A 12,834-nucleotide genomic window follows, 5' to 3' on the forward strand; every position below is an offset into this window, starting at 1 on the left:
TTAGGCGATTAATTTTAAATTATCATTTATACGTTTATTTAATTGAATTTTTGCATCAAAGCTGAAAAGTATTTTGCCAATAGTCTTTTGTAAATCATAACTTGGTATTTTAATACTCATTCTATCCAACATTTCATTACTTAAACTAGCTCTTGTTACCATGTTAGACATAGATGTAACTTGATTTCTAAAAATAGCACTTCTGAAAAAATAGGCAGAGAAGATTGAATCAATCTTGATTTTTCCATTAGGACGAAGTCTTTTTGTAAAACCATTATAAGTAGCATTTGGATAATCTTTTAGTGCAACACAACTATATGCCAGTTCATTTTGTGTTTCACTGGTACGAGTCAGGAAAACATCCCCTTCTTTTATCGAGAATTTTTCTCTTTCTTTTTTTGATGACTCAACTAAATCATCTAGTGTATTGGGTAAGAAATGATTCTTGAAAACAGTCTTGAATGAAACAAAATCATAACCATGTCCAAAGAATTTGCCTCCTTTGGATAAGCCGTTATTGAAATCAAATATTTCTCCTAATTTATATTCTTTCCATTCTTCCATAAATGAGAATTTAGCGGGTTAAATTGTTGGTTTCATTGTTAGTTATCTCTTAATTTAGCTTCTATCTCTTCTATGGTAGGCATGGTACCTTCCACTTTTTCGGGATAAAACTTCTCCAGATCATATTCGGAAATACCCAAAGGTTGGCTACTTGCCTCCAAAGCATACTGAGCTTGTATGCGGTCTTTCTCTTTGCAAATCAGTAAGCCGATGGTTGGGTTATCCCTTCCTTCCTTACGCAGCAAATGATTGCAAGCTACCACATATCCACCTAATTGACCGATGTCGGCAAAAGCAAATTTACCGATCTTTACCTCTATCACTACATAGCAGGAAAGCGAAAGATTATAAAAGAGCAAGTCGATAAAGTTTTCCGTTTCGCCTATTTCTAAACGATATTCTTTGCCCACATAAGCGAAACCCGTACCCAGTTCAATCAGGAATCGGGTAATGTTATTCAGTAGAGCATCTTTGAGCAACCGTTCATTGTAACGCCCAGTTATACCCGTGAAAGCAAAATTGTAGGGGTCTTTGGTCAACTCCTGTGCAAGGTCGCTCATCGCGTCAGGCAATGTTTTTGTAAAGTTAGTCAGTGCCTTGCCCTGCCGCTCATAAAGGTCGGTGCTAATGAAATTGAGCAGCATACTACGACTCCAGCCGTTCTCCACCGTCTGGTGAACATAGAACAGAGCTTTGTCTATATCGTCTTTCACTTTATCCATTATCAAACAATGGTGTCTCCATGGGACTTCAAATATTCCACCAACTTGGTGGAATAATTCCGTTTCATTTTTTCCACCAAGTTGGTGGAAAGTTTTCAGAGCATCCTTGTATAACAAATAAAACTTCCTACAATAGTAAATATTGCTCTTTGACAAACCAGCCGCATTGGGTATAGCTTCACGTAAATCTTTGCTCAATCGAGTGATAACACTTTCGCCCCAGCGTTCTTCTACGTGCAATTCAACAATGTCACGACCTAAAAGCCAGTTGAATTTCAACTGTTCCACATTTACTTTCACCGCTGCCTTTATTTGGCTTTGACGGTAGCGACCGCAAAGGTCTTTCACCCATTGCAGATATTCTTTATCAAGTATGTTTATTGACTTGTTCATCGTAATCTATAATACTTCAGTTGCGTTAATTTTTAGTTCTCCTGACATCAGCTTCGGGAGAAGTGTGTCACGTAGAATTGTTAACCTAATACTTTCCTGTTCATTTCTTAGTATTTGGTCGAAATACGGTTTAGCCAATGAACTGAATGCTTTAAGTATTTCTTTATCTGGCATCAAAACTACCATCGCCTTAATTATTTTAGAATTGACAGCAGTTGCAATGGATGATGTGCTTCCAAGCTTTTCGTAATTATACCCTTTTAATAAGAAATATGTATATTCCCTATTTTCATCCGATGTGATAAATCTTGCTATAGCTTCATTAGTTGTTAATTCAGTTCCCGCAATTCCAACTCTTCCGATTGTAAGTTTAAAGCTTAGTAAAATCGTATCTTTGGGAACAAGTATAATATTATGCCTTTTGATGGCTTCATGTGTCAAGAATTCAGATGATGTAAAAACAAATCTTCCACATGATCCTAAATCTGAAATAGATACCCATATATAATCTGATGAATTACTGGAAAACCATACTTGCTCTTTTCGTGGTGGGGTCTTACCAATATTAATATAATAAAAATCCTCGGCTTTACCAACTCTCCATCCTTTTGGTATTATCCCCAGCTCTGACTCGACAAATTTTCCATCCTTGAACGGCTCGAAATCCACGAACCACGACTTGAACAACGCTTGTGCCTGCTGCTCTAAATTATCATTTATCCGACGGTTCAAGTCTATTTTATTATCAAGAGATGAAAGAAGAGATGATATGCGCTTTTGTTCATTTATGCTTGGTGCTACAAATGAATAATTCCTCATTGTTTCCAATGACACATTTTTAATCGTTGTACCTGTAGCTAAATGCATTATGCTATTCTTGAACTGTTGGGAGGCAACAACGTAATATATAAAATTCAAGTCGAAATCTTCTGCAACATTGAAGTAACAAGCGCTTTTACCCAAGATGCACGCTTCTCCTTGATATTTTGCGACATTACCGATTGTACCATTGATAGAAACTAATATAGTTCGATGGTTTAGATTTTTCCTATACTTATTAGCTTCATCTTCTGACACACGCTTTGTTGAATCTTTTATTTCGATTTTTCCATCAACAAGATTATTCCCATTGATAAAAAAAACAGTTCCATTTTTGTCATATTTTGGGGTACCATGTAAACCATCCCCTAAAAGGGTGGTCACATCCTTTAATTGATATTTTTTCCACTGTTCCATAAATGAGAATTTAGCAGTTTAAATCGTTAGTATTTAACTCTCCTGACATCAATCTTGGTAGAAGAGTATCTCTTGTTTTTGCCAATTGTTCGGATTCGATTCCGTTAGTCTGTATTTTTACATAAAAAGTTTCTATAATTTGCTTAAAAGCATAAACAATTTCTTTAGGGGGTATGATTATTCGTTCTTTTTGGGCAAATCCGTTAATATCAAAGTTCTTGATTCCTGTTGTTCCATTTTCATAAGAGAACATTATGCCTAGTTTATAGAGCATTTTCCATAAATAATATAGATATGAAGAATATTCCAATGTTGGCTTAATTGCCTTACAAAAATTAGTACAGATAATCGAATTATTGTATCTTTCTAATAACGCTTGGGAAATTCTACAAATTCTTCCCGTTGATTGAGTTGGACTTCCTCCAGATATTTCTATTACTAAATCATCGGGAGTTAATACTTTGGATTGATAGTTCTTTTCCAAGATGAATCGAGTAGGCATATTACCTTTTTCTCCCATTTTTATGTATGGAATATCTGCGCCCCTGATGCAGGACACTTTTTTAGTATAGTTTCCTTGTTGCTTCTCTTTTCCCCAATCTCCACTTAATGTTGAAATGATAATGTCATTTGGAACTCCTATATGCCATCCTTCCGGTATCATCCCCAACTCCGATTCTACGAACTTTCCACCTCTAAACGGCTCGAAATCCACAAACCACGACTTGAACAATGCCTGTGCCTGCTGCTCTAAATTATCATTTATCTGCCTGTTTTTGTAAAACAGATGATTCTTATTGTTATATGTATTGTATCTTATCCGCATTTTAATTAATGTATTTACGATGAGATAGTTTTACGTTATTTTGATTAACCATAGCATAATGCATGGTAGTATCAATTTTTACATGACCAAGTAACTTTTGTACTTGTTCTACAGGCATTCCTTTATCTATAGCCATTGTAGCAAGTGTTCGTCGGAATTTGTGAGGATGGACACGAGCAATTTTTGAAGAATGCCCAATTTTACGTAACCGAACCTCTACACCCGATATTTGTAGTCGATTATGTGGCTTGGCAAGAGAGACAAATAATGCCTTATTTCTGTCTTTACGGGAGCTAAGATATTGTTGCAGATGTATTTTAGCTCTTGCATTGAAATATACTATTCGTTCTTTATTGCCTTTGCCAAAAACGATGCATTCTCGTTCGTTAAAATTGATGTCTTCTCGGTTTAGTTTTACTAATTCACCGACACGCATTCCGGTTGAGCATAAGAGATCAATCATTGCAAGGTCACGAATTTCCGTACAGTTGTCGCGAAGGTGTTCGATGTTCTCATCAGTAAGCACTTCTTTGATTTGTGTGCCGGTTTTTACTTTATGGATTCTATGTATAGGGCTCTTTATGATATAATCCTCTTCTTCAAGCCATGAAAAGAAAGAAGAAAAGATTCGTCGAATATTATCTATTGTCACTTTACTGGACTTATGCTTGCGTTGGAATACAGCCAAGTATGCTCGTATATCTTCTGTAGAATAGTTTACTACTTTTTTAGGCATAGTCTTGAAAAGTTGTTTGACTGTTGAACTATAATATTTGATAGTCGGAGTAGTACAGCCTTCAACTTGCTTTGCGGACAAAAAGATTTCAAGCAGACGGTCGTTTGTAGCAGCATTTTCATGCTCTTTCTCACCGTCTTTTGTAATGGTGTATTTACTTATAACTTGAAGTAATACTCCATTAAGTTGAGCCATTTGTTCTATACTTAAAACATCTGTCATCGCATTGCTAATTTCTTGAATCAAATTTTCTTTCATATTCTTCTATTATTGAGTTAATTAATAAATCGAAGAATATAGTAATATTTATTTGATTGTGAATCCTATACTAGATAATTGTTTGCGAATTTCTTCTTCGAGGTCATGGGATTGTGCAAATAAATCAGATAATTCAGAAGTCAAACGTTCCATTTTTTCTTGGAACGGTTCCCCGTCATCTTCTGTTTCTGCAATTCCTACATACCGTCCCGGGGTGAGGATATAATCTTGTTTGGCTACATCCTCTATTGATACAACAGCACAATAACCTTTTTCATTTTCTAAAGTTCCTGAATTGAAAGCATCAAAGGTACCCGCTATTTTCATTATATCTTCTTCGGATAATTCACGGAGTTTGCGAGTAACCATACTACCCATATTACGGGCATCAACGAACAGTATTTTATTCGTTTGTTTTTTAGCCCGGTTGAGGAACCATAAAGAGACTGGAATACCTGTTGTATAAAAAAGTTGGGAAGGTAATGCTACAATTCCTTCTATTAGATCTGCCTTTATAATATTTTCGCGGATAGTTCCTTCACCGCCTGTTTGCGAGGATAGAGAACCATTGGCAAGTACCATTCCTATACGTCCTTTTGGGGAAAGATGATGAATCATATGTTGAAGCCAGGCAAAGTTGGCATTTCCAGCAGGAGGTATACCATATTTCCAGCGTACATCATCCTGAAGTTTGTTTGCTCCCCAATCACTTAGGTTAAACGGAGGGTTTGCCAGAATGTAATCAGCTTTTAGTGTAGGATGCTGGTCATCAAAAAATGTGTCAGCGTTGAATTTTCCAAGGTCAGGTTCAATGCCTCGAATCGCCAGATTCATTTGAGCCATTTTCCATGTAGTAGGATTGCTGTCTTGACCGAATACTGATATGTTATTGATATTTCCATGATGTCGTTCGATAAATTTGGCTGATTGTACAAACATGCCACCAGAGCCGCAAGCCGGATCGTATACACGTCCGCTATATGGCTGAAGCACTTCAACTAATGTACGGACAATACATGATGGTGTAAAAAATTCGCCGGCAAGTTTTCCTTCTGCTTCTGCAAACTTGGAGAGGCAATATTCATAGGTACGCCCCAGTATATCTTTGCTGTCCCCATGTTCTTTCATTTGAACGTTTGTAAATAAATCTACGACATCTCCTAAGCGGCGTTTATCTAATTCTGGTCGTGCGAAGTTTTTAGGAAGAATCCCTTTTAAACGAGGATTTTCTTTCTCTATCAGTCGCATGGCATTGTCGATGATAGTGCCAATCTCCGGAGTATGCGCTGCTTCTGCTATGACCGACCAACGAGCCTCTTTGGGTACAAAGAAAATATGCTCATAGGAATATTCATCTTTATCTTCCTCAAAGCCTTCTCCTTCATTGATGAGAGCTTGATGTTTTGCTTCAAAACTGTCTGATATATATTTAAGGAAAATAAGTCCTAAAACGACTGATTTATATTCTGATGCATCCATGTTGCCACGTAATAAATCAGCTGCTTTCCATATTTGTTTTTCAAATCCTAATTCGGCTGTATTTGTCTTTGCCATACTTATAACTATTTTTTTACTATTGCGATTTATATTTTATATGCATTCAATGTTTTCCAAAAACATTGAATGCATTAATACAAAAATACGAATAATCAGTAATGTTTATCTTAACATTTAGTGTGTTTTTTATTATAATTTCCCGAGTTTTTTCAATCTTGAACGGATAGCACCATTATTACGTTCAAAGATTTCTGTTAATTCTTTGATGCTTTTTCCTTCTTCATATAAGCGAATTAGATATTCGTCAGCTTCTTTTTCCCAAGGTAAATAAGCATTTCCGTATTCTTGTCTCTTTTCTTCTAAAGAATATTTTTTCTCTGGTTTATTTTCTCTTTTTATTTCTAAAGACCAATATTCAATAGCTTTGTTGATAGCATCTCTGAATTGTAATAGCTCTGAACGATCTATGAATATTTTTTCTCTTCTGAAATTTCCGGAACCTATATTTTTACTTTGGGTTATTTTGAGATATTGTTCTTCATTATTTTCTTTCAGATCAAAGAATAAATCTCCGCTATGACTTGATAATCTATATTCCATAATGTTGTCGTACTTTAAATTGGGAGTAAATGTAGGCATTATTACTGATGTTGTTATTATAAATGGAGTAAAATTTCTTCTTTCTATGGCTAGAACCTGCAAAAACTTTTATTTGAGAAAAAAATGTATGTTAAAAATATAGTTTGAGATGGTTATTCTAATGTAAATGTAATACTTCGCTTAACTTATCTCCAATAATTTTCTTCTCATTACTACCTATAGTAGACAATCTCACCAACGGAATTCCGTACAACTCTAAGATATGATCCTTTTTAATATCGCGTTCTGATTGACTCGTCCCCGATTTATGGAATGTATAACCATCTGTTTCAATAGCCAATACCGGTTGTTTACTCACACGATTATAAATTAGAAAATCAATATGAGTATTTATATTTGCAGCATATTTGCTTTCCTCTCCATTCAATAGAGAGTAATCCTGAATCAACATATAGAGTGGTAAATGGCAAATGATATTCAAATGACGCATATTGATATTCTCTTTCAGGATATCCTCGAGTAAGGCGAATGTAAGATTCTCGGAATCGTATTCGGATATTTTCTTGTGTTTTTTCAAATAGGCAATTCGGGCATCTGTATATTGCTCATATAGATAATCGAATATAGAATGAATCTTACTGGTGGAAACAGTGCCATTGTTATATTCGATATAAGCAATCAAATCGCTGATATTGCAGTCTTTGGGTTGTTCGTTTCCCGATACGACTAAATAGAATTGTGACTTAGCCCGCGAAACAGCAACATTGAGCAGGTTGGGATCGTCGGAAAAGGAAGTGATGACATCGTCGACAGTGGTCATAATGATAGCATCCTTTTCTCTTCCCTGAAATTTATGGACTGTTGCAACATCAATATCCTCTTCAAGTGCGGATTTTACTGCATCTACTTGTTTGTTATATGGAGCTATGACGCCAATTTCATCTGTTTCATAAGATAGATTCGGTAGTACTTCCTCTTTGATAACATCTATTTCCCGTTGATTCATGTGACTGCGGGAGTGATTACCTTTGGCTGTCCGTATGGCACAAATGACATCCTCTTCTCCTTTATCACGTGTCATGATGACGAGATCTCCACCGTAAAATTTCTGATTACAGAAGTTGATGATTCGAGGATGGCATCGATAATGTTCCCGTAACAAGGTCTGTGGTACATTCGGAATAACTTTGCAGACGGATTGCAGAAAACTCATATTGGCACAATCATATTCCGGTTTAATCAGGCACGCATTAGCGATAAAGTTTAGCGTTTTCTTATTTTCTTCTGTGACCACGTTGGGAAGTTGCATGGTGTCACCGACAATGATTGCATTTTTAGCACATGACAAAGCTAAAGCTCCGGTTTCAACGGAAACCTGCGACGCTTCGTCCATAATGATATAATCATATATAGCATCTCGTTGCAGACTGCTTAATGATGAGAAGGTTGTACTTAAGATAATAGGGTATTCTTTTTGTACCTCTCGCCAATTATTTTTTAGATCAGGGAGCGTAAAGATGGGCTTGTCATGATTATTGCCATAGGTATGAAATAACTGATTCTTTAGATATTTCATTGATGTATCGGCCATTTGTCTAGCCATTTCTGCTGCATCTTTGTTGGCAAGCTCCTTTTCTAATGTGTCTATTTCAACTTCCAGCTCTGCATACTTTGTTTGGTAGAATAAGATTTGGAAGTCGGCGATAATCAAACTCATCTCCCGTTTATAGAAACCTTTATCGGGGATTTTACAAATCGTTTTGCTCCTGAATTTAAAGAATAACCATTTCAACCGTTGAATAAAAGCTGCTATTCCCCGAAGACTTGATGATTGCTCTTTTTCTGCAAATTGTTGACATTCATTCCATAAATTTAGAAGGTCTGCCGAGTTGGAACTCTTTCGTTGTTGGAGAGTAATTCCTTTTGTTCCGAACTCTTGCAGATAATGTTGCCACTCTATTTTTAAAGCTTGTATTTCCTGTCTTGCCATGGCAAGGCGTTCCTGTTTGGAAAATATGCTTTTTAGTTCTTCGGTCTGATGATGTATCTGATCGAGAAATTGAGGTTGGTCGGCATCCGCATCATGCCATGACTCAAAGTTCTCCGGATATTGTTTTTCCTCTTCTTGAGTCTCGATGAATTTCTCTTTGTTAGCTGTGCTGCCTAGCAATGCAACAATGAATCCCATATCGTATTTGGATAACTTCTCAAGTACATTGACAATGGCGGAGTTATTATTAGATACTACCTGAACAGTCTTACCACGTACAAGGATATTGGCAATGATGTTCAGAATCGTTTGGGTCTTTCCAGTTCCCGGAGGTCCTTGCACAACACTGATTTGATTCTCAAAAGCTGCCTGGACTGCTTTTTGCTGGCTTGCATTACAACCGAAAGGAAAAATCAAGGTTGAGGCAGTCCGGGTCTGCATTTTATATTTTTGAGGATTCAGATATACAGCAATAGCTCTGTTGTTTGCGATGAAATGAATCTTTTCATATTGTTTTGCCAATAGCTTCGTTCCGTCATCAGCTTTCAATTCGTTCGCATCGGCAACTTTCTTCAAATATTCGAATATACTTTTCGAACGACTCTCTCCCAAGCATGATTCGATAATTTCTAAGTCCTTTTCTCTGTAATCATACTCTTTACCATTCAGAAAACGAATGTGCCAATAGCTGTGTGATCCGGCTTTAAAAATAGATAAGGCTTTAATGTTCGATAAAGTTCTCCCTTTACTGATTATTTGATAATTATTGGGGTCCGGTTTGTCCGGATCAGTCAGCCAAAGGACATTTTCTTCTTTGTAAGTATACGCACTAGGAACATTTCGGAATACTACCTTATAGTTGCCATTATGATTTTGGCAGCTCTCTATTTCGGGAGTCTTGATTTGTCCTTTTATAATAATCAGATTTTCGGAAGTATCTATCATAGGCTTGTGTGTAAATATAATAAGTCGTGCTGGTGTTTTTATTTATTATTTTGGATATAAAAGTAAGAATATTTTCCAGAATATCAAAGCTGAAGTAGAAAAAACAGTGAATGACTTTATTCAGCTTTGTATTGTTATAAATATAGAGTGAGATTCGGTTTGGGAGTATTGAACGTGATAAAAGAGATTTGTTTTGCCAATGAAATCATTATCTTTGCAAGGTATACATTAATGAACAAGGAGGATATTATGCTTGCATACACATATATTGAGCACGGAAGGTTTGAATTGCAGGAGAAAGCGAGACCGGAAATAAAGGAATCACGGGATGCAATCGTGCGTGTAACACTTGGTAGCATCTGCACCAGTGATCTTCATATTAAACATGGCAGTGTGCCGCGTGCTGTGCCCGGAATAACTGTCGGGCATGAGATGGTAGGTGTGGTAGAACAAGTAGGGGCTGATGTCACTTCGGTGAAGCCTGGTGACAGGGTGACTGTGAATGTCGAAACTTTCTGCGGTGAGTGTTTTTTCTGTAAGCATGGATATGTGAATAACTGTACTGATCCTAATGGCGGTTGGGCTTTAGGTTGTCGAATTGATGGCGGTCAGGCGGAATATGTCAGAGTTCCTTATGCGGATCAAGGTTTGAATCGTATTCCGGATACAGTGAGTGATGAACAAGCTTTGTTTGTCGGTGATGTGCTTGCAACAGGTTTCTGGGCAGCACGTATCTCGGAAATAACCGCGGAAGATACTGTTCTTATCATCGGTGCCGGACCTACCGGGATTTGTACTTTGTTGTGTGTGATGCTGAAGAAGCCAAAACGCATTATTGTCTGTGAAAAGTCTCCTGAAAGAATTCGGTTTGTCTGTGAGCATTATCCTGATGTGTTGGTGACTGAACCGGAAAACTGCAAGGATTTTGTTCTCAAGAACAGTGACCATGGTGGTGCAGATGTTGTTTTGGAAGTGGCAGGGAGTGACGATTCCTTCCATTTGGCTTGGAATTGTGCCCGTCCTAATGCTATTGTCACGATTGTAGCCCTCTATGATAAACCACAGCTTCTTCCTTTACCTGATATGTATGGCAAGAACCTAATTTTTAAAACAGGGGGAGTGGATGGTTGTGATTGTGCCGAGATTCTCAAACTGATTGAGAAAGGGAAAATCGATACTACTTCTCTTATTACACATCGATTTCCGTTGAATGAGATTGAGGAGGCTTACCGTGCCTTTGAAAACAAGTTGGATGGGGTTATTAAAGTAGCAATTTATAAATAATCTATTATGCCTATTATTGAAATATCATCTTTATCTCATCCTGGAGTTGAGATATTCAGTGCTCTCACTGAAGCTCAGTTGCGTAATCACATTGAACTTGATAAAGGGCTTTTTATAGTAGAAAGTCCGAAGGTTATCAAAAGGGCCTTAGAGGCTGGCTATGAGCCTTTGGCAATTTTGTGTGAACATAAACATATTATTGGTGATGCTTCTGATGTAATAGAACGATATAGTAATGATTTACCAGTCTATACTGGTAGCAGGGAATTGCTTTCTAAGCTTACTGGTTATGTTCTGACGCGCGGTGTCCTTTGTGCAATGCATCGTCCTATTTTACGTAGGGTGGAAGAAATCTGTCATGAGGCCCGGCGTATTGTCGTGATTGACGGCGTTGTTGATGCCACTAATATTGGTGCTATTTTTCGTTCGGCGGCAGCATTAGGGATGGATGCCGTATTGCTGAGGCGCAATTCTTGTGATCCGTTGAATCGCCGTGCGGTCAGAGTATCTATGGGAGCTGTTTTCTGTATTCCGTGGACATGGATGGACGGTTCTCTCTCTGATCTTAGTAATTTGGGCTTTCGTACAGCTGCTATGGCACTTACAGATAATTCGGTTTCCATTGATGATCCTATCTTGATGGCTGAATCTAAATTAGCTATTGTGGTGGGTAGTGAAGGGGATGGGCTCGCACATGAAACGATTGCTGAGGCTGATTACGTAGTCCGTATTCCGATGTCGTATGGTGTTGATTCACTTAATGTGGCTGCTGCGGCTGCTGTAGCTTTTTGGCAACTTCGCGTTCTGTAAGTTCTTTTCATTTCCCTATCTCTCCATTTATTCGTTTTCTTACTATGGAATATGCCTTTTGGAACAAAGCGGAATGTTCCATCGTCTGCATCATTTCATGGAAACGGTGTATTGGTATAACAAAGGTAAGCTCATTTGTCGGTATCAACGGACGTGCGGACGGATCTAACATACCGATAAAACAACTTCGACCATTCTTCCGGTTCTCTTGTATGGCAAAGGTCACAATGCTACAACATCCCGATGCGAACCGTGTACATACAGCATCATCTGCATCGTTATCATAAAAAGCCCATGTACACAAGCCCGAAAGTATATCAGGTGTGGCGAAAAACAAAATACCTTCCATTTCATCGAGAGAGGATAGTTTATCCATACGGACAAAATTCAAATAAGGCTTATCCGTCAGGTGGATGTCTAAGCGATGTATGTATTTCTTGATTTGTTCGGGAGTCTGCTTGTAGTGTTCCGTTTCTGACACAAATTTGGGCAGCCTTTCTTGCATAGGGGCAAAGGCGGTGTACAGGCTTCCTCCACCGCACAGTACATTGTCGGCACTTAGAGTTAGTGAATCACCTTCACATACTTTGCGAATGCTACCTATCATGCAACGCGGTATTTTATTTATCTCTGTAACAGGTATATGGCTATATCCGAAAGTGACAGGAAGTGGAACTGCATTACCGAACGCCTCCTTATATGTTTGCAAGAATTTCTGTATCATGGTGTATCACATTAACTTTCTTCAAAGTTATAAGTTTAATTTCAATTTTCATCATGTATTGTAATAAAATACAGATTGAGATAAGAATTCCAACTTGTTTTTATCGAAGAATCTGTTGAGCCTAAATTTCGGGTCAGTAGAAATTTAGTGGGGATTATTTTTTATACTCGTGAAGTATTGCTTACTTCGCATTATGAAAAACGATTATTTGACCATGCTAGCCAGCCTCGTGTTGCCGGCGCAGATATT

At 37.6% G+C, this 12,834-nt stretch carries 11 protein-coding genes; 2 read left to right on the forward strand and 9 right to left on the reverse strand.

The features are described 5' to 3' along the window. The 8 genes from H8S63_RS18180 to H8S63_RS18215 form a co-directional block, all read right to left on the reverse strand. Positions 1-564 (reverse strand): restriction endonuclease subunit S, encoded by a 564-nt coding sequence (locus H8S63_RS18180; protein WP_186927577.1) that lies wholly within the window; start codon positions 562-564, stop codon positions 1-3. Positions 565-602: 38 nt separating this feature from the next. Beyond that, positions 603-1,679, reverse strand: coding sequence for a YhcG family protein (locus tag H8S63_RS18185; protein WP_186927578.1), 1,077 nt, complete (start codon positions 1,677-1,679; stop codon positions 603-605). Positions 1,680-1,685: 6 nt separating this feature from the next. After that, on the reverse strand, positions 1,686-2,915 hold the full coding sequence (locus H8S63_RS18190) for a restriction endonuclease subunit S (protein ID WP_255467684.1): 1,230 nt from the start codon (positions 2,913-2,915) through the stop codon (positions 1,686-1,688). Positions 2,916-2,925: 10 nt separating this feature from the next. Beyond that, positions 2,926-3,741 (reverse strand): hypothetical protein, encoded by an 816-nt coding sequence (locus tag H8S63_RS20225; RefSeq protein WP_186927579.1) that lies wholly within the window; start codon positions 3,739-3,741, stop codon positions 2,926-2,928. Position 3,742: 1 nt separating this feature from the next. Next, on the reverse strand, positions 3,743-4,735 hold the full coding sequence (xerA, locus tag H8S63_RS18200; RefSeq protein ID WP_004304867.1) for a site-specific tyrosine recombinase/integron integrase: 993 nt from the start codon (positions 4,733-4,735) through the stop codon (positions 3,743-3,745). A gap of 48 nt (positions 4,736-4,783) precedes the next feature. Continuing rightward, positions 4,784-6,289: a class I SAM-dependent DNA methyltransferase gene (locus tag H8S63_RS18205; protein ID WP_186927580.1), complete on the reverse strand. Its 1,506-nt coding sequence runs from the start codon at positions 6,287-6,289 to the stop codon at positions 4,784-4,786. Between the two features lie 132 nt (positions 6,290-6,421). Then, positions 6,422-6,832 (reverse strand): DUF3276 family protein, encoded by a 411-nt coding sequence (locus H8S63_RS18210; RefSeq protein ID WP_229102267.1) that lies wholly within the window; start codon positions 6,830-6,832, stop codon positions 6,422-6,424. Positions 6,833-6,989: 157 nt separating this feature from the next. Further along, a complete protein-coding gene (locus H8S63_RS18215; protein WP_186927582.1) occupies positions 6,990-9,767 on the reverse strand; it encodes an AAA domain-containing protein in 2,778 nt (925 codons plus the stop codon). Positions 9,768-10,016: 249 nt separating this feature from the next. Here H8S63_RS18215 and H8S63_RS18220 point away from each other — a divergent pair, with 249 nt between their 5' ends. After that, complete coding sequence (locus tag H8S63_RS18220) at positions 10,017-11,051, forward strand: alcohol dehydrogenase (protein ID WP_255467685.1); 1,035 nt, start codon at positions 10,017-10,019, stop codon at positions 11,049-11,051. Between the two features lie 6 nt (positions 11,052-11,057). After that, a complete protein-coding gene (locus H8S63_RS18225) occupies positions 11,058-11,861 on the forward strand; it encodes an RNA methyltransferase (protein ID WP_186927584.1) in 804 nt (267 codons plus the stop codon). A 7-nt stretch (positions 11,862-11,868) separates the two neighbouring features. On the opposite strand, the gene H8S63_RS18230 is transcribed toward H8S63_RS18225, so the two are convergent. After that, positions 11,869-12,585: a DUF169 domain-containing protein gene (locus tag H8S63_RS18230; protein WP_007750378.1), complete on the reverse strand. Its 717-nt coding sequence runs from the start codon at positions 12,583-12,585 to the stop codon at positions 11,869-11,871. Positions 12,586-12,834: the final 249 nt, after the last annotated feature.

This window comes from Bacteroides sp. NSJ-39 (assembly GCF_014287315.1).
Classification (GTDB): Bacteria; Bacteroidota; Bacteroidia; order Bacteroidales; family Bacteroidaceae; genus Bacteroides; species Bacteroides finegoldii.